Consider the following 20609-nt stretch of genomic DNA (forward strand, 5'->3'; position numbering starts at 1 on the left):
TATCCTTTATGAGGACTCGCACACCATGCGCAGCTCTTCAAGCTCGTCCCAGCGGGTCAACAGGGAGTCCAGCTCCGCCTCCAGGACCTCGAGCCGGACGGCTGCGGCCGCGACGACAGTGTGATCGTTGGTGTAAAATTGAGGATCGTTCATCTGTTCCTGCAGGGCCGCGATGTCAGCTTCAAGCGCCTCGATGCGTCCGGGCAAGGCGTCGAGTTCCATATTTTCCTTGTAAGTCAGCTTGCGGGCCTTGGCCACCCTGGGCTTTGCCGCCTTGGGCAGGACCGGCTCGGGCTCCGCGACCTGTGGCCGCTGCGAAAGCCAGTCGTCATAGCCGCCGGCGTACTCGACCACCCGCCCCTGGCCTTCGAAAACCAGGCAGGAGGTGACCGTGTTGTTCAGGAATTCGCGGTCATGGCTGACCACGAGCACGGTGCCCGGAAAATCGCCGATAAGTTCTTCCAGAAGCTCAAGGGTCTCCTGGTCCAAGTCATTGGTCGGTTCGTCCAGAACGAGCACGTTGCAGGGCCGGGTGAAGAGCTTGGCCAGAAGCAGCCGGTTGCGCTCCCCGCCGGACAGAAGCCCTACGGGGGTCTGGGCGCGGTCCGGGGTGAAGAGAAAATCCTTCAGGTAGCCGATGACGTGGCGGCGGTTTTCGTTCACGTCGATGTAGTCCGCACCCTCGCCGACGATCTCGCGCGCGGTCTTGGTCTCGTCGAGCAGGGAGCGCATCTGGTCCGAATAGGCGACCTCAAGGTGCGTGCCCTGCCGGACCTTGCCGCTCTGGGGGGCAAGAGCTCCAAGGAGCAGCTTCAGAAGCGTGGTCTTGCCCGCGCCGTTGGGACCGACGATGCCGACCTTGTCGCCGCGCATGATGTTGGCCGAAAAATCGCGAATGACCGGCTCGTCACCCCAGGCGTAGGAAATGTTCGTGACCTCCAGGACCAGACCTCCGGTCTTGCGGCCCTCCTGGATCTGCATGGACACCGTGCCGGTCCGCTCGCGGCGCTGACTGCGCTCGGCGCGCATGGCCTGCAAGGCGCGCACGCGCCCTTCATTGCGCGTACGGCGGGCCTTGATGCCCTTTCTGATCCAGATCTCCTCTTCCTTGAGCTTCTGGTCGAACTTGCGCCACAGGGTCTCCTCCGTGGCCAGCACGTCCTCCTTGCGCTGCAGAAAAGTGTCGTAATCGCAGGCCCAGTCCACCAGCACCCCGCGATCCAGCTCCAGAATGCGATTGGCCACGTGACGCAGGAACATGCGGTCATGGGTGACGAAAAAGAGGGTTCGGGACTGCTTGACCAGAAAATCCTCCAGCCACCGGATGGCATCCACATCCAGATGGTTGGTCGGTTCGTCGAGAAAAAGGATGTCCGGCTCCCCGGCCAGGGCCCGGGCCAGAAGGGTCTTGCGCTTCACGCCGCCGGACAGGGAGGTGAACTGCGCCTCGGGGTCCAGCCCCAGATGGGTGATGACCGTATCGATCTTGCGGGTCAGGCTCCAGCCGGCCTGCTCGTCAAGCAGGCGGTGTGCCCGGGCAAGCAGCGCCGGGTCGATGCAGGCGTCGTCATGCCCTTCGTGCCGCAAGGCCGCCAGACAAAGCCCGGCCTCACCGGCCCCGGAAGCGACCACGTCATAGACCGTGCCCGTGAGGTCCGAGGGAACCTCCTGCGGCAGGGAGGCCGTGACCAGCCCCTTGCCAAGCCCCACCTCTCCCGAATCGGGGGTGATTTCGCGGGACAGGATGCGCATGAGCGTGGACTTGCCCTCGCCGTTGCGGCCAAGGAGACAGATACGTTCACCCGCATGGATCTGCAGGCTGATGTTGTCCAACAAAAGCGGACCGGAAAAAGAGAGGGATATGTTGCTTGCGCTGATGAGTGCCATGAATTGGGGGAAAGCGGGTTGGTTGTTCGGACGCCCCGACTACTAGGAAGAATCAACCGGATTGTCCAGAAGGGAATCTATCGCCTGAAAAGCCTGATCCAGCGCAGGATGTTGAACATGCTGGCCAGGGCCTGCGCCAGGTAGGTCAGGGCGCAGGCCGTCAATATCCGACGGGCCGCCCTCTCGTCCTCGGGCGGGATGTATCTTCCGGCCTTGAGCAATGGAAGGGCACGATTGAAGCTCGCATCCAGCTCCACGGGCAGGGTCACCAGATGAACGATGACCGGGATGCCGAGCACAAGGACCGCGCTGACCAGCAGCAGGCGGCCGATCAGAGGCACTTGCAGGGCCGCGCCCAAAAGCGGAGCGACCATGATCGCTGCGGCTCCGATGCGTTCGGCCCAGATCCCGAACCTGACCAGCCCCGTGCGAAAACGCAGCAATCCGTCCCCGGATTGATCCTGCAGGGCGTGCCCCACTTCGTGCGCGGCCACGACCACGGCGGTGAGCGAGCGCTTGCCGGTACTCACGGGATTGAGCCGCACCACCTTCTCGGCGGGGTCGTAATGATCGCCGAGCTCCGTGGTCTCCACTCGCACACCGTCGAGACTCAGGTCACGGACCAAAATTCCGGCCAGGTCTATGCCGGTCCCTGAAAAGTATTCATCCCGGCCATACCGTTCGAGGACGTGCCGGGCCCACAGCCCAGGCAGGGCTATAAGCGCAACCAGCACCAGCAGCCCGGCAACATAGGGCATCAGATCTTGCCCACGGGAGCCAGGTACAGAGCGAACTCGTCTTCTCCGTCCACGCCCAGGAGCGCGTCCAGGGCCTGCTGGTGAAAGGCCGCCACCGCGCAGGTGCCGCAACCCACCGCCTGCGCCGCCAGATACAGATTCTGGCAGACATGCCCGGCATCAAGAGCGATGACCCGGTGAGCGGCGGCCATGTAGCGCCACTCCATCCGGTAGGGGATGGTCGCCCAGACCAGCACCACGGGCGCCTTGGCCACGAAGCCCTGCATGAGTACGGCCTCGTGCTGACGAGCGCTGAAATCAGCCCCGGCTGGGGCTTCCAGCACCAGGGCGTGCTCAAGGGGCAGGTAACGGTACACACCCCGCTCAAGAGATTCGCAGTTGTTGACCAGCACGTATGTTTCCAGAGCATGCCTGCATCCGGCCGAAGGGACGGTGCGGAACACGCTGGCCGCCCCCTTCTTCCCGCGCACCCCCTGCACGGCCCAGAGCAGAAAGCCAAGTTCTTCGGAACCCAGCGGCTCATCGCGCCAGGCCCGGTGGCTCTTGCGATCGGCCAGGGCGCGGACCAGATCGACGCGCCCGGCAAAGGCCGTGGCCGGGTCGCCCGGCAGCGCAATCCGCGTCTGATCCGCCCGGACAGGCTTCTCCACCGGAGGCGGCGCGATGCCTCGATTCTGGTCCGAGCGTGAAAAATCGAGCTGCAACCGCAAATCATCCTTCAAAAAATCGCGCATGGTCCGCATGTTCATGAGCCGCCCTCCCCTGCCGGTTTTACAATCAGCTCAGGCGTGGCAGGCGCCAGCACCAGACGGCGATAATAGGCCAGCGCCAGACAAGTCATGGGCAGGGCGATCAACAGGCCGAGCAACCCAAGAAGCTTGCCCCAGATCGAAAGCGACAGGAGCATCACGGCCGGGGACAGGCCCATGGCCTTGCCCAGAATGCGCGGCACGAGCACCGCGTCCTGGATGATCTGCACGACCACGAAAACAAGGCCGGTCATGCCCATGACCACCCAGAAGGACTGGCCGGTCTCAAGAGCGTGAATGGCGGCCAGCACCACGGCTGGAATGAGCCCAAGCAACTGAAGATAAGGAACCAGATTGAGCAGCCCGACGAATAATCCGAGCAGGATGCCCATGGGCAGGCCGACCAGGGAGAAGCCGGTGGCGAAAAAAATTCCGAGAATGCCCGCGATGGTCGTCTGGCCGCGAAAATAGCGGTTCATGGCCAGATCGAATTCCTCGACGAAAGACACGACGCCCTCGCGGTACTGGGGTGGAATCAGCTCCTTCCAGGCAACCCTAACCTTCTGAAAATCCATGAGCAGAAAGATGAGGTACAAGAGAACCACGGCCGGCACGACCAGGGCCATGAGCACGCTGTAGGTGCCGCTGATGATCCCCATGAGTCCGGGAAGGACCCGGCGCAGGGTGGCCTGGGCCATGGATATGAAGCTGTCGGTGCGGAAAAAGTCCCGCACCTCGGGCGTGTTGAAATAATCCCGCAGGGCCTGCCACACATCGGGAGGCAGACGGTTGGCGGCTTCCTCGGCCAGCTTGGAGTTGCTGACCAGGTCGGAAATGAGCCGACCCATGTGCGCCACCTCGCGCCCCATGAGCGGAATGATGATCCAGCATAGCCCGCCGACCGCGACAAAGAAAAAAAACAGGGTCAGACCTATGGCCAGCCCTCTGCTCTTCACGAACATCTGCACGCGGTGCACCAGTGGATTGAGAATGTAGGCCAGGAGCAGGGCCACGGCAAAGGGGATGAGCACATCGCTGAGGTAACCAAGGGTCGTGATGACGCCCCAGAGCAGGCCTGCCGCCAGGGCCATGCGCACGACGCGGTCGAAGGAATACGGAGTGTTGTCGAGAATCATCAGCCCTCCCGAGGCTTGGCGGAGCGAAAAATACACAGGAACCCGCCTGTCACGACTGCGGATAGCAGAGTAGGGAATGCCTTGGAAGCCCCGGATTCGCAGGCTTGATTTGATACAAAGCTTGTCATACATTACAAGGCTTATTCGACGCTTCTTGCCTCGTGATCATGGCGCCTTCTCCCGTATTGCGTGACCGTCATCGGAGAAGTTTTTATCGACCGGATTCATTTCCTTACCGGGAGAACCTCGAAATGGCCTTTGCACCCACGTTTTTCCACACTTTTCTGGAAACTTGCGACCGGCACCGCGACAATCTCGCCTTCATCTATCGCGTGGGCGAGGACGAATTCAGAGTCACCTATGAAAAGTTCTTCGAAGATGTGCTCATTCTTGCCCGGGCCTTCAAGGCCAACAAGGTTCGCAAAGGCGACAAGGTCTTCATCCTCTCCGACAACCGCTATTCCTGGATTGTCACGGACCTGGCCCTGCAAGCCCTGGGCGCGGTCAGCGTTCCGCGCGGAACCGACACTCCTCCGAGCGAAGTCGAATTCATCGTCAACCATTCGGACGCCGAATTCCTGATTGTCGAGACGGACAAGAACTACAAGGATTGCCAGGCGCTGATCAAAAGCCTCAAGCTCAAGGGCGTATTCATTGCCGCCGGCTCCGAAAAACACTCCTGGTTCGACAAGGCCACGTCATACGCGGAGCTGCTCGAAAACCGTTCCATCGAACCCAAGGACATCGAATGGTTCAGGGGGCTGGCCGACAAGATCACCCCGGAAGACCTGCTGACCATCATCTACACCTCCGGCACCACCGGAACCCCCAAGGGGGTCATGCTCAACCATGCCAACATCATGCACAACGTGCGCACCCTGCCGCCGCTCATCAGGCTGCAGGCCGATGATGTGTGGGTGTCCATCCTACCGACCTGGCACATCTTCGAGCGAACCGCAGAATACATAGGCATCGCCACCGGCAGCTGTCTGGTCTACTCATCCATCCGCACTTTCGCCGCTGATCTGGAATCCTACAAGCCCACCCTGGTCGCAACCGTGCCGCGCATCTGGGAATCCCTGTATTCCAAGATCACGACGGGGCTGAAGAAAAAGGATCCCAAGAAAGCCAAGATCTTCAATCTGCTGGTCCGGGTCTCCGCTGCCTACCGCCGCAATGCGCGCGTGCTGCGCGATCAGCTGCCCGTCTTCAAGAAGAGGGCCTTTCCCCTGCGCCTTGCGGACAAGGTGCAGGCCCTGGTTTCAAACATGTTTCTCTTTCTGCCCAACCTCTTGGCCAAAAAGAAACTCGTGCTCGTACAGGAAAAATTCGGCGGTCGTCTCAAGGGCGCCATCAGCGGCGGTGGCAGCCTGCCACCCTATCTGGATGAATGGATCGACGCCATCGGCATCCGCATCATCAACGCCTACGGCATGACCGAGTGCTCGCCCGGCATCGCCGGACGCGGATTCAACTGTGACATCTTCGGCACCATCGGGCCCCCCGTTGGCGAGACCGAACTGCGCATCGTCAACGATCTGGGAGAGCCGGTGCCAAAGGGCGTCGAAGGCGAAATTCAGGTTCGCGGCGCGCAGGTCTTCAAGGGCTACTACAAAAACGACGAGGCCAACGAGAACGCATTCTCCCTCGACGGGTTCCTGCGCACCGGAGACCTTGGACGACTGACCCTCACCGGGGAACTGGTCATTACCGGCCGGGCCAAGGAAATCATTGTCCTGGCCAGCGGCGAGAATGTCGATCCAACCAACATCGAGGCCACGCTGTCCATGTTCCCCTTCGTGCAGGACGCGGTGCTCGTAGGCCAGGACAAGAAGGGCCTGGGCGCGCTCATCGTCCCGGATCTGGAGAAGCTACGTGAATTCGTGCTGGAAAAGTACAATCAGGTGCTCGAAGAGACCGAAGGAGCTCTGCGCGACAAGCAGCTCCTCGATCGTCTGCGCGAAGAAATGAACAAACTCCTGAACGCCAAGAAGGGCTTCAAACCCTACGAAAAACTCCAGAACATCCACTTTCTCGATAAGGAGTTCACCCTCGGCGAAGAGTTGACCAATTCCTTCAAGAAAAAACGCCACGTCATAGAAAAGAAGTACAAGGATATCATAAACCGGCTCCTCAAATAACGCGCCGCGCTACCGGCGCATGCCTTCCTGGAACAAATCGGGCACGCGGCACAGACAGCACGATTCTGTGCACGCGCCCCTCCTGCAGCTAGGAATAAGAGAACACTCATGACCTCTTTCGAGAAGTTGTGGCGTCCAGGACCAGCAAAACTCAAAGCACAAACCGCGCCCGGAAGTGACTCCGCGAGCGGGGACAAGTTCCTTTACCTTTTGATCCTTTGTCCTCTCGCGGCGCTGATCTTTTTTTTCGGGGGAGCCAGACCGTGGATCTGGCAAGGCGTGACCGGACTTTTCTTTCTTTGCCTTGGGGCGTGGCATTTTCGATTCAGAGTCTCGCCGCCCGACAAGAGGCTGCGGGGATTGCTGATCATCGGCCTGTGTTTTCTTCTGGTGCCGCTTTTGCAAATCATCCCCCTGCCTCTCGCCCTGCTTGAAACCCTATCTCCCGTCCGGGGACAATGGGCCAGGACGCTCCTTGAACTGGGAAACATCTCCAGCACCACCATCAGCTACGAACCGCTGGCGACATGGATGCGTCTTGCGTGGTGGCTCTTTCTTCTCACTTTCGCCGTGCTCCTGGCCCAGGCCCTGAACTCCGGCCGAGCAAAATACCCTGTCTGGCTCCTGCATTCCCTCTTTGTCTTGGCTGGCCTCGAAGCGATCTATGGCATCCTGCAGGCGCTGCTGCCCGGTCTGGGCGTCCTGTGGAACATGGATCCTCAGACCGGCCTCGCCTACAAAGGTTCCGCTCGCGGCACGTTCATCAATCGCAACCACTATGCAGCTTTTCTCGGACTGCTTTGGCCCGTGCTGCTGGCCTATGTCCTCATACTCAAATCTCCACGCAAGATGGAACATGTCCTCGGCAAGCGGGCGCAAGCTCAAGTCCTCGTGCAGCAGAAAGTCTTTGCCGTCTTCTGTCTTGCCCTGGTCATCCTTGGCCTCGTGCTCAGCCAGTCCCGGGGAGGGATTCTGGGGGCCCTGCTGTCCTTCACCCTGCTCTATCTTTTTGCCGGACTCCGTCAAAAACGAGTTACCGCGGCCCTCTTCGCATGCTGGATCATCATGCTCGGTTATGGGACAATCATCGGTTTCGACGACATCTCGAACCGCTTTTCTCAAATCGGCCAGGGTGCAACGGTAAGAGTTGAAATCTGGAAGGACGGATGGAACGCGGTCCGGGATCACCCTCTGACCGGCACCGGACTCGGCACCTATCCATCCGTAGGCCGGGCCTACCAAAATGCATTCAGCCCGCAACTGCGGGCCCACCATGCCCACAATGACTACCTCGAAGCAGTCGTGGAGATGGGCCTGCCTGCCGCCGGCATTCTGATCCTCGGCATCTGGGCGCTGTGGTGCAGCCGGGCCTTTTTTCTATGGCGAAAACGCCAAACCATGGACCCGGATCGCCTTGTTCTGGCAGCCGGCTCCCTGGCCGCCCTTGGTGGATATCTCCTGCACTCTTGGGTGGAATTCAACAATGCCATCCCCGCGAACCAGCTGACGGCTATCATGGTGGCAATTTTTCACATTCACATTTCGCGGGAAAACACTGACCAGGCCGGGCAGACGGACTGAAAAAACGCCACTGCCTGCAAACGACGGCTCCGATTCCGACAAACCATCCATGCAGCGGACCTAAAAACAAAAGTGAGTAAGGTTCATAGCGAGTAAGTGCTGATCTTGGTGATCGACAGGATTAATCTCTGTCTAGCGGCCGGCTGCGCTTTTCAATCAGCGTCACGGCATCAAACCAAACATTTCCCGCAATTTTGTTGTCGAATTTCAAACTCTCGTTGCGACGCAATCCGATTCGAGCCATCTGACAACCCCAAGGCGTCCGGAAAGAAAGCACTTCCTCGGTCCAATCCCGGCTCGCGAGAATTGCAGGGCTCTGAACACGCAATTCATCGCAATCCAGGCCTCGAAGCTCCACGAACACGCCCTGATCCGTGGTCAATTGATCCGCCTTCCAGGAAAAGCGAAGTTCATAGTCGATCCCGGGACGAAGCGGCACGTACTGCCAAAAATTATCATAGCGCGGATTGTTTGTCCCTAGAAAATGGAGGTGCAAAGCCGATCCCTCGTCTTTTCCGCGAAATGGCTCGATTTTCACGTCCACGCCCTCGACACTTTTCCGACGCCATCCTAAAACCTCCTGCGTCAAAGGTTTTTGAAACTGTCCATTGATGACAAGAGAGTCCTGGAACATGCCCGACCGACGCATAAGATCAGCCGCCTCAGGCCAACTCCGGTTCTCAAGCAGAAATTCGATGAACCTGTAGCTCCTTTCAGTATTCAACAAATCAGGCTGATCCTTTTCCAGGACCACGTATAACTCCATGCATGTGTCAACGAGCTTTCGCGCCATGCACTCCTGGAGCACGAACCATCTGTTTTCGGGCAAGGTTCGGGGCAAAATCTCAATCCATCCTCCCCAAAAATCCAGGGCCAACATTACAGCCTCCTGGCGATGCCTTGGGAGTCGGCTCAGTACATAATTGAAGCCTTCTTTAAACGTGGCTTCATCCTTTATGTCGGCGGCGAGCATCAATTGGTGCCACCGCCACGGGGTCGAGGAAGGAACGTGCGCAAGCAGAACATCGTGAAGAGATTCCGCTTTGGCCTCCTCATCAAGTCGAGGCAGCAATCGAGCCAGCGCAAACCATGCACCGAGCAGAAGCGGATTGCGGGCAACGCCCTGCCAATACGCTTCAACTGCGCCGTCTGTATCCATGTTTTCAAAACGGGCCGTATCGCCCCTTCGAATCCAGGTCCGAGCCCAGGGATCCATCCAGGAACTTTGCAGCACAAACTCCCAATCCTTGGCGACGAAACGTGACGAACAATACGCCCCGAACAGCAAACAACAGCCCATTACAAGACAGACGGTCGTCGTCAGGATACGCAGCGCTCCTTGAGCGGCGCTACCCTTTATCATCTTGGTGTTTCTTGCCATGCCCTGTAAAAATGATGCCCCGTTCCGAAGGTGTCCGACTCGCGACACAGCTGAGTGCGTCGGCTCAGGAAGCGGCTGACGACTTCGGACCTTCCAAGGAGGCCTCGGTTCCACGTTCGGGGCTACGGTTTTCGTAGCCGTATGATTGGTAGTAATATTTGGAATAAAACCCGCCGAAGCGGCTCTGGACATTTAACCGATTGACAATGCTACCGAGAAAGCGGGCATTGATGTTGGCCAGGGAACTTCGGAACAGCGACAACGCCTGCCGGTGCGTCTTGCCCAGGGTGCTGATCAGTATGACGCCATTAACCAGGCTGCTCAACACCAACACGTCTGCAAAACCGACAGAAGGAGGTCCGTCGATGATAATTCGGTCGAAGGTCTTGCCCAACTCTTCCAAACACTGGTGCATGCGCTTCGAGGCCAAAAGCTCGGCGGGATTGGGCGGCAACAAGCCCGCAGGAATGAAATAGAGATTTTTCATGTCGGTCGCTCTCAATACATCTTCCAGACTCCTGGTTTCGACCAAAAGCTCACTGAGCCCGCCTCCGCCCGGAACAGCTTGGGAAAAGACCTTGTGCAGCCGTGGACGTCGCAAATCAGCGTCGATAATGAGAACCTTTTCCCCTGCGGCAGTAAAAGCCTTTGCCATGTTCACGGCTATGGTCGATTTGCCCTCCCCTTCCGTAGTGCTGGTGATGAGCAGCTTCTGAGTGCTTCCGACACCGGTGGTGGATAGTTGGATGGATACCCGGGTGGTGCGGATGGCTTCGGAAAAACCCGCCCGAGGATCACAGACGACCAGATCATCAAGTTTGTCCTTGAGACCGTCCTCAACCTCGGGAAGCACCCCGAGGATAGTTATCCCGAAGCGATCGGACAGCTCGTCCACGCTCTTGATTGTATTGTCCATAAATTCGAGCAGAAATGCAGCGGCCAAGCCAAGCATGAGGCCGATGCCCATGGACAGGAACAAATTGAGCTTGATGCGCGGCCTGTCGGCGATGACAGGCAACAGGGCGTTATCCACAACCTGGATGTTGCTGATATCCGCACCCATCGTAGCGTCGATCTCCTTGGCGCGTTGCAGCAACGATTGGTGAATATCCTTGTTGGCCGTCACTTCGCGGTTGAGAATATTGTACTGCGTAGCTCTGTCATTGAGGTCCATGGCCTGCGCCTTGGCCTTCTCGGCCTGCACACGGAGGCCATCCTCGTTTTTGACGGCCGCGAGGTAATCGTTGCGGATGGCCTGCAGGATACGGTCTTCCTCATCAGCGATTTTCGCGGCCACATCGTCGATCTTGGCCTTGAGGCGTTTGGCTTCCGGATAATCCGGCTTGAAGACGACAAGCATATCCTCGTACTCCGAGACGAGTACGACGTGATGCTGTCGCAAGTGCTGGATGAGTAGGTTGGCGATGACCATGGGCATGCCGGAAATTCCGGCCTCACGCGCCTGCATGTCCAGGGCCTCTTTCGACAATCGTTCGGCGTGAGCCGCGGCCAGCGCGGTGTTGATGGCCTCAAGCTGTTTGTAGATCAGATTCATGCGGCTATCGAGAGACACGATGCCCGCTTTTTGCGCAAACCGATTCAACTCGGCCTCGGACTTCTCCAGCCTGATCCGAGCCAGATCGATCTGCTTCCCCAACTGTTCATTGGCCAGGCTCGCGGACTGAACCTTCTTGTCCATCTGCCAGAAGATGAAGCTCCGAATGAGAGTATTCACCACATCCCGCGCCACCGCAGGATTCTCGGAGGAAAAAGCCAGGTTCAGAATAGTGGTGTCGCGCTCCGCTTTGACTTCCAGGCTTTTCATGAACGATTTGAGCAGTCGCTGCTGGACTTCGGCCTCGTGCCTTTCCAACTCCGATGGATCCACTTCGGAAGAGTGTCCGACAAGCCTCTTCAGCAAACTGCCAATACCGCTCATCAGTCCTGAACCATTTTCGGTTTCGATGTCCGTATTGAAACTTGGGTTGTTGACCAGATCCAAGGTTTCTATGACGCGCCAGGCAAGAGAATCCGAAATCAGCAGCTTACTTTGCGTATTCATGAACTCGCGTGTCTGGGTCTGGGGAACCGTCATGTCCTCGAACTTGGTAACCTTGGGCGACTGAAGGGTGAATTCGAGTCTGCCCGTGGCCTTGTAGATCGGCGTCATGGCCAGGGTGATGATGGCCGTGGTCACGAAGACTGCGAACAATATCGAGCCGATGAGCCATTTGCGTCTGAGGAGCACATCTAGGTAATCACGTAGGTTCACCTCGATTTCCACATCATGCGGCGATTCCCGAAATTCCGTCGAGGAGAACGGCGCCCGGCTTGCGTGCAGAGGAGTGAAAAATGTTGCGCCGTCCCTTTGGAGAGCCTCGAAATGTTCTTTTTCAGCCATGATAAAAGCCTTTTTGAACCTTAAAAAATTTCAGTTGGTTGGATCTCAAACCAATTAACAGCGCGGTGAAACTTTTCTCTATTCAAAAAAATACGGGCTATTTTAAATATCTAATTATAATAGTATTTGTAACTTTATCATAAATATATACACGTATATATAAAAACACTCATGTACTTATATATCCCGCTATTCGTTAAAGATAAAAAAAACTAAGCGACATTCCCATATAAAAAATTCACGGCCACAATTCATTTTTTTCTAAGAATTCCTGAATAAACGATTCACACAGAAAAATCATGGAAGAAGAGAGTCTTGATCAAAAAACCACCCTGGTTTTAATCCAAGCAACAGCAGTAAAGGCGACACTGCAAAAAGTCGCGCAAGAACCTGAGTTTCAATGCCGCGAACGTGTGCCTGGCATGGGTATGCGGCCCATGTCGAAAAATGAAACATAATAAACTTTTTCAGTTAGTTAGAAAGGCACAAATCCTCTTCTTCAAGGGAATGACAACTTTTTACAGTGTCGTAAGTAAAGGAATTTTTCAAAAATAATCGCCACAGGAGCAGAAAAGGGATGTTGACCAAGCCCCGGGACGGTTGGGCCATCTTACGGCACGGTCTGTGAGTTTCTTTTCCCACGCAGTGACATGTCGGTCGAAGAACAAAATTCAAACGGGATCATAAATGAAAATAGCTTCTCACAAAATTGCAGGATTCGGCCGAACAAATCAGTCCATCATCTTTTCGATCCTTAAAATTTCGACTCTTCTCTTCGCGAGCCTCTGCCTGGCTTGCGCGGCGAGAGGCCCCAAGGCCACGACCGACATCACAAAACTGACAAGCTTCGCCCAGGGAGCGGAAAAACCCTTGGACGTGGCCGAACTCAACAAAAAAATTTCTGCGGCCTTCACCGCGACTCCAAGTTACGAGGACTATGTCCTGGACGGTGGAGATCTCATTCAAGTCAGTATCTTCGAAGCTCCCGACCTCAATACCGAAGCGCGGGTCAGCGCCCGTGGCGAGGTCTCTCTCCCGCTACTGAACACAGTGCGGATTGCCGGTCTGGCCGTCCGTGACGCCGAACTGCGTATTGAGGAACTGTATCGCGAAAATTACCTTCAGGATCCGCACATCACCATTTTTATCAAAGAGCAGTTCGGCTCCAAAGTCACCATGATGGGAGCGCTCAACAAGCCCGGGACCTATGATTATTTCTCCCGAATGAACCTCATGGATTTCCTCGCGATAGCCGAAGGTCTCAGCGACACCGCCGGACGTGTCGTGCAGGTCCGGCGCAAGGGACGACAAGGCGAGACTCCCCAATCCCTGCTCATAGATCTTGACCAGATGGTCAAGGAAGGCAGCGAAGAGCTCAATGTGGCCATCAATGGCGGAGATGTGATTTATGTGCCTGAAGCTGGCTCGGTTTATGTGGATGGAGCCGTCCGCAAGGCAGGATCATACCCCATACGCAAAGAAATGTCCGTCCAGGAGGCCATTATTTCCGCAGGCGGATTGCAGGCCTTCGCCGACGCTGGAAACGTCAAGCTGGTCCGCTACCTCGACAATGGACGAAGGGAAGTGGCGAAACTGTCCCTCGATGAGCTGCAACGAGGCGAAACTGACAAATTCAGGATTCAGGACCGGGATGTCATCTTTGTGGAATCAAGCGCCATCGGCACTTTTTTCCAGGGGGTGCGCCTGTCGCTTGGAACCGGCATGTTGGGTGTCGGCTATACGCCTCCGGCCCGCTAATAGGCCACTGAAAAACAGGTGCCGATCAGACACTTGACGAACCAACCTACAGCAAAATCGAATTGCCTGAAAAAACGCAAACCCGTGAAGACACTCGGGTTCTTTCGCAACTTTGTGCAGTGCCGCCCGATATAACATACACCTAAATCATACCCATAATAATAAAAATTCAACGTACTTAGTTATACCCATTACTAAAATTAACGCATTAACACATGTAAGTATTGACTTTAGTTCGAGATATTGCTCAACAATTAAGTGATATATCACATGCATTTTATACTTTTAAGCACACAGTCATATAATACGAGTATATTAGAAAAAAAATAAATACACCAAACTTGAATCAAACAATTTTTAAACCAAAAGGCACAAAAATGTTCAGAAAACAATTTTTCCCAGTCCTGCTCGCCACCATGATGCTTTTTCAACCACTAATGGCGAGCGCAGCCTCAATATCCAGATTGGTTCCCAACGGGACCGTCACGTTATTGGAAAGCGGCACTGTCGTGGACAAGGAAATACCCGTTCCCAACGGAATACTCATGTCCAGCAACGGACAAAGCTTGATAGAGAATGAGGGATTGCATCTTGTCAGCGCTGACAAAACAGTATTCGCAATTCAGGAAGAAAGCACTCATTTCAACCTGATGGTAATGGAAGGCAGTGTAGACTTTGCCATGAGCCCTGGCTCCAAACCTCTGGGATTCAGGCCTTTTTTTCAAGACTCCGCAGGAACGAATCCATATCTCATTCCGGCAAATTCCGAAAATGTATTCCGGGGCACTCTTCAGGTCACCAAAGACAAAGCCACCCTGACCATGTCCGAAGGATCACTCAAAGTCGTTTCCGTAGATGGACAAACAGTGGTTAATCGCGGCGACACCATTGTCCTGGCTCAACTCACTCCAGGCGCCACGTCGAACATTACCGGAAATCCCTCTCGCCCAACTGCAGAAACAGGCTGGGGAGGAATCGCCGTAGGCGCTGCCTCAGTGGGAATCCTGGGCGCTGCCATAGCAGCCCTTGCAGCAGGAAGTGGCGGAGGAGACGGAGGTGGCGATGAAGGCAGTCCATATTAATCCTTAGGCAAACATAATCCGGCATATGGCCCGCTTTGAATATTTCGACAAATTATTGGCAAAACTTCATATATCCGCGACCCAATAATCAAACAAAAGAAGGACACATGCTAACAAACAAAACCATCATCCAATTGTTCTTAGTCATGTTGTTGTCCCAGCCACTCTTGGCAGGCAACTTTCCTGAGGAATCCGTAAAACTCACGAATGGCGGCATTATTGCCCGTGACAATAGTTCCTTTTACGCAAAAACGTCCACTGACGGCGTGGCCCCTTCCGCCACAATAACCCCCATGGGCTCTATAGAGCTTCTGGAGAGTAACATTGTCGTGGACAAAGAAATTCCTGCCCCCAAGGGAATGTTCATGGCGTGCCAGGACCAAGTCTATGTTGAAGCCAAAGGGCTGCAACTCCTCTGTTCCGACAAAACCGTATTTGCGATTATCGAAGAATCCTCCCATTTCTCCATCATGATCGAAAAAGGAAACGTGGATTTTGCCTTGCAAGCAAACAGCAAGCCCATTGAATTCAAAACCCCTTTTGATACGATACGCGCAAAGCCCTATCTGATTCCAGCCAGTTCCAACAGCTTGCTCCGCGGCAGTCTTCATGTCTCGGAGGAAAAAGCATTGCTGACTATAACGCAGGGATCTCTTGAAATAATGTCTGCAAGCGGACGCAAGTTGATCCATGCCGGAAACGCCATCGTTCTGGCCCAAGCGACAACATCCACCGGCGACACCCAAGAACCGTCGGGCACTACCGGGGCAACGGGAACCGGCACTGCAAGCATCGGAACGAATCTGGTCGTAGGCTTAACCACGTTAACAGCCTTGTCAGCCGGGGCATTGATTATTGCCAATAACAATGACGACGGAGACTCCGGGGAATCCAGCCCCTTCTGAACCGTCGAATAACAAGCGTAACTACAGGACAGAAAAAAACATTAACAACGCTCATCACCAAAAATTAAACCAGAACCGCCTTTTTTTCGAAATGGGCATCGGAGCGAAATCAGTCAACGAAAGGGGTTTGTTCATAACGACCGCGTTTGGGTGCCGCTCGACCAATCGCAAGGCATCCTCTCTGCCCATGATGTCGGTTGCGACATCAAGAGCCTCGCGAAGTTGTGGACGGCGAGAGTGTTCGCCATGGCTGTCGCTAGCCAAGAAATGCACAAGGCGGTGCTCCAGCAGAAGTTGTGAAAGGGACAAGATTTCCGGCCCAAGCCGACCAAGCAGACTGGCGGAGGTGAGTTGCACAGTCACTCCCATTTCGACCCAGGCATGCAACTGTCCCGGGTCACGAAGCACGTAAGAATAGCGTTCAGGATGAGCCAGGATCACTTGGTAGCCCAACTGGAGTAGCCGCCACAGATAATCATCGATTCTGCGAGGCAAAAAACTTCCTGGCAACTCCAGCAGCAACCAGGAACCGCTGTTGAGGGAGCCCAAGCGGCCTTCAGCGAGCATGGATGGCAACTCGGCATCCAAATGAAGTTCACTTCCAGGCCAGATTTGCAAAGGAATGGCTTCCTCCTGCAATCGTGAGCGGAATTCATCTACGGCCAAAGAAATGTCGCTTCGTTCGTTGGGCCACATCGGAGGATTCCAATGTGGCGTACAAATAACGCCATGGATTCCATCGTCGACAGCCATTCGAGCCATGGCAACTGACTCTTCCAAGTTCCGGGAGCCGTCATCTAGACCGGGCAGTATGTGAGAATGAATATCTATCATGGCAAGGCAACACTTACTTGTGTTTAAAAAAAGATCAAGAAAACAAATTACATAAATATTAACGATAATTTAGAAAATAAAAATCAAACTAAAAATTAAATTATTATGCACTTATAAAATTCCATTTAAACAACTTGGTGAAAGTAAAAAAGAGAGTCTCGCATGCCAAACAAAATGAGCCATGATGCTGTATTAATCCTGAGCCTTCTCAAAGGATTTGACGCGTTATCAGGAGTCCTCATCCTTGGTCTTTGTCAGATAGCCTACCAGAACACCATGTTTGTCACCAGAGAATACCAGACCCTGGCTTTTCTGATCCTGTTTCTCGCTCCAATCTGCCTCAATCTTGCCGGAACCTACCGTCCATGGTTCGCGGCAAAGTGGCAACTTGAAGCAAGACGCCTGCTCCTAGGTTGCGTCTTGGCTTATTCCTGCCTGCTCGTCATCGGATATGTCCTCAAAAGCAGTTCCGACTTCTCGCGTGTCATCATCACGACATGGATGATCATTTGGCCTATATTTCTCTTTGTGTTTAGGGCCACGTTAAGCTGTTTTCTGCGCCATTTTGGTCGCAAGAAACAGTTCACCCGTACAGCGGTCATTGTCGGAGCCGGAGCACTTGGCGTCTCCGTATCCAACTATCTTACAAATAACGTCTGGCTCGGTATTGGAGTCCAGGGTCTTTTCGACGACAAGAAAGAGGGACGCTTGGAGAACCACGGCATGATTCTGGGCAGGACAGACATGGTTGCCGACCATGTGCGCGAACAAGGAACAGATATCGTATACATCACGCTGCCAATGCGGGCAGAAAAAAAAATAAAACGCATCGTCAACGAGCTGACAGACTCAACATCCACTGTCTATTTTGTTCCAGACATCTTTCAATTTAAAATGATGCTTTCCGGAATTGTGGACTACCTCGGAGATATCCCAGCAATTGCACTCTGGGAATCACCATTTTTTGGATTCTACGCTGTATTAAAACGCACGCTGGATCTCATCTTGGGCACGCTAATCCTGATTTTATCGGCCCCGATAATGCTCACCATTGCCATTGCCATAAAATTTGATTCCCCTGGACCGATATTTTTCGCTCAGCAGCGATATGGACTGGATGGCACACCAATCATGGTTCTGAAGTTCAGAACCATGAACGTCTGCGAAAACGGACATAATTTCACCCAGTGCGTAAAATTTGATTCCAGAGTGACAAAGATCGGCGCATTTCTACGACGATACTCTCTGGATGAACTGCCACAATTTCTAAACGTACTCCAAGGTTCCATGTCCATTGTCGGACCACGCCCTCACGCCGTGGCCATGAACGAGGAGTACCGCAAACTCGTGGCAGGATACATGCTCCGTCACAAAGTCAAACCCGGCATTACCGGCCTGGCCCAAGTCAACGGATTCCGCGGGCCAACCGACACTCTGGACAAAATGGAAGGCAGGATACGCATGGATCTGGAATACATTCGAACATGGACCCCGCTTCTAGATTTCAAAATCATCCTTCAAACCATCGCAGGCGGCTTCACAGGAACTAACGCGTGCTGATGTCACGCCTTCCTTTTCCGTGCGCTGTCAACTCCATGATGATTTCACACATACAGTCTTTGGCTTTTGAAGTTACAATCGCAGGACAACCGATAAATTCAATCAGTTATCGCTGGATGAACCTAAAAATCAATATGATGAACGCACTCTGTGATAAATAGAGTACGCGAAGTTTTGGAGCGACTTCTCAACCTCGTGCTTCGTGGCACCACTCTTGTCAGCAAATTCGCCCTCCTCTTTGTTCTGGCCAAATTTCTCGAGCCTCTGGAGGTAGGGCTTTACGGACTTTTCAGTGCAACCATTTTTTATTGCCTAATGGCTTTAGGGTTCGACTTTTATACATACTCTACTCGGGAACTCATTGTTACAGACAAAAAAAAATGGGCGGCAATGCTTCGTGACCAAGGTATTTTCTATACAATCACATACACAATATTGATCCCAGCGAGTTTTTTGATTTTTTGGATTGGATTTTTACCTTGGGAACTTGTTTTTTGGTTTTTTCCATTGTTGGCACTGGAACATGTCGCCCAGGAAATTAACAGACTGCTTGTAGCAATCTCAGAACCTCTCTGGGCTAGCGTTATTCTATTTATTCGGCATGGATGCTGGGCATTCATGACGGCAGTCATATTGTGGATCTTTCCAGAGCAGAGGCATCTCACGTTTGTCCTCGCTGCATGGACACTAGGCGTATCCAGCGCATGCATCCTGGGCTTTATCCGATTGCGCAATCTGGATTCGATTTCCCTGAAGCTGCCTGTCGATTGGAAGTGGATCAAAAAAGGGATAAAAGTGGCTTTTCCCTTTTTACTGGCTACACTTTCACTACGAGCTCTTTACACTTTTGATCGATATTGGGTTGAAGCTATAAGCGGTCTTGAAGTTCTTGCAGCGTATGTTTTTTTTGCCGGAATCGCCAATGCCATCATGAGCTTTCTTGATGCGGCGGTTTTTTCATTCACCTATCCAGAGTTGATTGCTGCGGTCGGAAGAAAGGATACAAAAGGATTCAAAGCTCAATTGCGACGTATGGGTATTCAAACTACCTTATTGGCATTCACAGTTTCTGCAGCAGCCATAATTTTAACAGGGCCAATAATCCATTGGATAAAAAGGGATGTGTACTCCCAACACTTACCACTGCTTTTTTGGACAATATTCGCCACAGCGATATCAGCAATAAGCATGATTCCACACTATGGACTTTACGCACTGCGCCAGGATAGAAGCATTATAGTCAGCCATCTTTTTTCGCTACCAATTTTTTTTATTGCAACAATTGCATTATCACAATTTTACGACACAATATCCATACCAATATCACTTGCGATCACATTTTCATTCCTTTTTATATTTAAATATACAATGCTCAAACGCAGTAACACACTCGCTGCATAACAATTGTTTCAATTTATTAACAACAGGGCTAACATATGCTCAAAGAATCAACTATCCTGGTGACTGGCGGAACTGGATCTTTTGGAAATGCCTTTGTGCCTATGACATTAAGCAAATTCAATCCTAAAAAAATCATAATATTGTCTCGCGATGAAATGAAACAGTGGGACATGGCAAAAAAATTTCATCATGATTCACGAGTTCGATTTTTCATAGGCGACGTCAGGGACCGTGAACGGCTGTACCGGGCGCTCGATGGCGTCGACTACGTGGTCCACGCTGCCGCAACCAAGATAGTACCAACGGCCGAATACAACCCCTTCGAGTGCGTCAAGACGAACATCAACGGTGCCACGAACCTCATAGATGCCTGCATCGACAAAGGGGTCAAACGGGTGGTCGCCCTTTCGACGGACAAGGCCAGCAGCCCTGTGAACCTCTACGGTGCCACTAAACTAGCTTCGGACAAGCTCTTTGTAGCCGGCAACTCCTATTCCGGAAGCAAAACGACGAGATTCGCCGTGGTCCGCTATGGCAATGTCATGGGCTCAAGAGGTTCGGTCATTCCTTTCTTCCTTTCCATCAAGGACAAGGGCGTGCTGCCTATTACCGACGAGCGCATGACACGGTTCATGATCTCCCTTGAGCAAGGCGTCGAGCTTGTCTGGCATGCTTTCGAGGACATGCAGGGCGGAGAAATCTATGTCAAAAAAATTCCCTCCATGAAGGTCACAGACCTCGCCCAGACCATTGCTCCCAACGCCAAGCTCGAATTCATCGGTATCCGCCCCGGAGAAAAGCTGCACGAACAGATGATCGGAGAGGATGACTCCTACTACACATACGAGTATCCGGAGCATTACAAGATCCTCCCCGCCATCAACGGCTGGGCGAATTGCAGCAAACGGATCAAGGACGGAAAGAAGGTGCCCGAAGGCTTCAGCTACACCAGCAACAACAATACTGAGTGGATGGCCCCGGCTGAGTTGGGAGCGTGGATCGTTAGCAACAGAGACAAGATAGGAAACATCTGAT

16 protein-coding genes are annotated in these 20609 nt (G+C 53.8%); 9 read left to right on the forward strand and 7 right to left on the reverse strand.

Annotation, left to right across the window (positions count from 1 at the left end; genetic code table 11):
• Positions 1 to 6: 6 nt before the first annotated feature.
• The 4 genes from BMZ40_RS12605 to BMZ40_RS12620 all read right to left on the reverse strand — a co-directional run bounded on the left by BMZ40_RS12605 (position 7) and on the right by BMZ40_RS12620 (position 4530).
• A complete protein-coding gene (locus BMZ40_RS12605; protein ID WP_092376295.1) occupies positions 7 to 1887 on the reverse strand; it encodes an ATP-binding cassette domain-containing protein in 1881 nt (626 codons plus the stop codon).
• A gap of 77 nt (positions 1888 to 1964) precedes the next feature.
• Positions 1965 to 2645: a zinc metallopeptidase gene (locus BMZ40_RS12610; RefSeq protein WP_092376298.1), complete on the reverse strand. Its 681-nt coding sequence runs from the start codon at positions 2643 to 2645 to the stop codon at positions 1965 to 1967.
• Positions 2645 to 3394: a SagB/ThcOx family dehydrogenase gene (locus BMZ40_RS12615; RefSeq protein ID WP_092376300.1), complete on the reverse strand. Its 750-nt coding sequence runs from the start codon at positions 3392 to 3394 to the stop codon at positions 2645 to 2647. Before BMZ40_RS12615 ends, BMZ40_RS12610 begins: the two co-directional genes overlap by 1 nt.
• Positions 3391 to 4530, reverse strand: a complete 1140-nt coding sequence (locus BMZ40_RS12620; protein ID WP_092376303.1) for an AI-2E family transporter — start codon at positions 4528 to 4530, stop codon at positions 3391 to 3393. Before BMZ40_RS12620 ends, BMZ40_RS12615 begins: the two co-directional genes overlap by 4 nt.
• Positions 4531 to 4781: 251 nt before the next feature.
• On the opposite strand from BMZ40_RS12620, the gene BMZ40_RS12625 reads away from it, so the two are divergent.
• Both BMZ40_RS12625 and BMZ40_RS12630 read left to right on the forward strand, forming a co-directional pair.
• A complete protein-coding gene (locus BMZ40_RS12625; protein ID WP_092376306.1) occupies positions 4782 to 6671 on the forward strand; it encodes an AMP-dependent synthetase/ligase in 1890 nt (629 codons plus the stop codon).
• A gap of 360 nt (positions 6672 to 7031) precedes the next feature.
• Positions 7032 to 8252 carry an O-antigen ligase family protein gene (locus BMZ40_RS12630; RefSeq protein WP_177193158.1) on the forward strand — a complete coding sequence of 407 codons (1221 nt, stop codon included), beginning with the start codon at positions 7032 to 7034 and terminating at the stop codon, positions 8250 to 8252.
• Between the two features lie 121 nt (positions 8253 to 8373).
• Here BMZ40_RS12630 and BMZ40_RS12635 read toward each other — a convergent pair whose 3' ends face one another.
• Both BMZ40_RS12635 and BMZ40_RS12640 read right to left on the reverse strand, forming a co-directional pair.
• On the reverse strand, positions 8374 to 9633 hold the full coding sequence (locus BMZ40_RS12635) for a tetratricopeptide repeat protein (protein ID WP_092376312.1): 1260 nt from the start codon (positions 9631 to 9633) through the stop codon (positions 8374 to 8376).
• Between the two features lie 64 nt (positions 9634 to 9697).
• On the reverse strand, positions 9698 to 12034 hold the full coding sequence (locus BMZ40_RS12640; protein WP_092376316.1) for a GumC family protein: 2337 nt from the start codon (positions 12032 to 12034) through the stop codon (positions 9698 to 9700).
• A gap of 299 nt (positions 12035 to 12333) precedes the next feature.
• Here BMZ40_RS12640 and BMZ40_RS19630 point away from each other — a divergent pair, with 299 nt between their 5' ends.
• The 4 genes from BMZ40_RS19630 to BMZ40_RS12655 all read left to right on the forward strand — a co-directional run bounded on the left by BMZ40_RS19630 (position 12334) and on the right by BMZ40_RS12655 (position 15779).
• On the forward strand, positions 12334 to 12492 hold the full coding sequence (locus BMZ40_RS19630) for a hypothetical protein (RefSeq protein ID WP_177193159.1): 159 nt from the start codon (positions 12334 to 12336) through the stop codon (positions 12490 to 12492).
• Between the two features lie 229 nt (positions 12493 to 12721).
• On the forward strand, positions 12722 to 13792 hold the full coding sequence (locus BMZ40_RS12645; RefSeq protein WP_092376319.1) for a polysaccharide biosynthesis/export family protein: 1071 nt from the start codon (positions 12722 to 12724) through the stop codon (positions 13790 to 13792).
• A 377-nt stretch (positions 13793 to 14169) separates the two neighbouring features.
• Entirely contained in the window at positions 14170 to 14874 is a 705-nt protein-coding gene (locus BMZ40_RS12650) for a hypothetical protein (protein ID WP_092376322.1), read from the forward strand.
• Between the two features lie 107 nt (positions 14875 to 14981).
• Positions 14982 to 15779, forward strand: coding sequence for a hypothetical protein (locus BMZ40_RS12655; RefSeq protein WP_092376325.1), 798 nt, complete (start codon positions 14982 to 14984; stop codon positions 15777 to 15779).
• 54 nt (positions 15780 to 15833) lie between these two features.
• Here BMZ40_RS12655 and BMZ40_RS12660 read toward each other — a convergent pair whose 3' ends face one another.
• Positions 15834 to 16613, reverse strand: a complete 780-nt coding sequence (locus BMZ40_RS12660) for a tyrosine-protein phosphatase (RefSeq protein WP_245751108.1) — start codon at positions 16611 to 16613, stop codon at positions 15834 to 15836.
• Positions 16614 to 16775: 162 nt separating this feature from the next.
• Here BMZ40_RS12660 and BMZ40_RS12665 point away from each other — a divergent pair, with 162 nt between their 5' ends.
• From BMZ40_RS12665 to pseB, 3 genes are all read left to right on the forward strand, one after another.
• A complete protein-coding gene (locus BMZ40_RS12665; RefSeq protein WP_092376331.1) occupies positions 16776 to 18173 on the forward strand; it encodes an undecaprenyl-phosphate glucose phosphotransferase in 1398 nt (465 codons plus the stop codon).
• Between the two features lie 195 nt (positions 18174 to 18368).
• Complete coding sequence (locus BMZ40_RS12670) at positions 18369 to 19574, forward strand: lipopolysaccharide biosynthesis protein (protein WP_143075629.1); 1206 nt, start codon at positions 18369 to 18371, stop codon at positions 19572 to 19574.
• Between the two features lie 35 nt (positions 19575 to 19609).
• A complete protein-coding gene (gene pseB, locus BMZ40_RS12675) occupies positions 19610 to 20608 on the forward strand; it encodes a UDP-N-acetylglucosamine 4,6-dehydratase (inverting) (RefSeq protein ID WP_092376337.1) in 999 nt (332 codons plus the stop codon).
• The last annotated feature ends 1 nt before the right edge of the window (position 20609 follow it).

It is taken from the genome of Desulfomicrobium apsheronum (assembly GCF_900114115.1).
In the GTDB taxonomy this organism is placed as follows: Bacteria; Desulfobacterota; Desulfovibrionia; order Desulfovibrionales; family Desulfomicrobiaceae; genus Desulfomicrobium; species Desulfomicrobium apsheronum.

Bases quoted from the DNA above. Each gene is read 5' to 3' on its own strand.
- BMZ40_RS19630 (WP_177193159.1), top strand. From the start codon at position 12,334: ATGGAAGAAGAGAGTCTTGATCAAAAAACCACCCTGGTTTTAATCCAA.
- BMZ40_RS12645 (WP_092376319.1), top strand. From the start codon at position 12,722: ATGAAAATAGCTTCTCACAAAATTGCAGGATTCGGCCGAACAAATCAG.
- BMZ40_RS12655 (WP_092376325.1), top strand. From the start codon at position 14,982: ATGCTAACAAACAAAACCATCATCCAATTGTTCTTAGTCATGTTGTTG.
- BMZ40_RS12660 (WP_245751108.1), bottom strand. From the start codon at position 16,613: ATGATAGATATTCATTCTCACATACTGCCCGGTCTAGATGACGGCTCC.
- BMZ40_RS12625 (WP_092376306.1), top strand. From the start codon at position 4,782: ATGGCCTTTGCACCCACGTTTTTCCACACTTTTCTGGAAACTTGCGAC.
- BMZ40_RS12665 (WP_092376331.1), top strand. From the start codon at position 16,776: ATGCCAAACAAAATGAGCCATGATGCTGTATTAATCCTGAGCCTTCTC.
- BMZ40_RS12650 (WP_092376322.1), top strand. From the start codon at position 14,170: ATGTTCAGAAAACAATTTTTCCCAGTCCTGCTCGCCACCATGATGCTT.
- BMZ40_RS12610 (WP_092376298.1), bottom strand. From the start codon at position 2,645: ATGCCCTATGTTGCCGGGCTGCTGGTGCTGGTTGCGCTTATAGCCCTG.
- BMZ40_RS12605 (WP_092376295.1), bottom strand. From the start codon at position 1,887: ATGGCACTCATCAGCGCAAGCAACATATCCCTCTCTTTTTCCGGTCCG.
- BMZ40_RS12620 (WP_092376303.1), bottom strand. From the start codon at position 4,530: ATGATTCTCGACAACACTCCGTATTCCTTCGACCGCGTCGTGCGCATG.
- pseB (WP_092376337.1), top strand. From the start codon at position 19,610: ATGCTCAAAGAATCAACTATCCTGGTGACTGGCGGAACTGGATCTTTT.
- BMZ40_RS12640 (WP_092376316.1), bottom strand. From the start codon at position 12,034: ATGGCTGAAAAAGAACATTTCGAGGCTCTCCAAAGGGACGGCGCAACA.
- BMZ40_RS12615 (WP_092376300.1), bottom strand. From the start codon at position 3,394: ATGAACATGCGGACCATGCGCGATTTTTTGAAGGATGATTTGCGGTTG.
- BMZ40_RS12635 (WP_092376312.1), bottom strand. From the start codon at position 9,633: ATGGCAAGAAACACCAAGATGATAAAGGGTAGCGCCGCTCAAGGAGCG.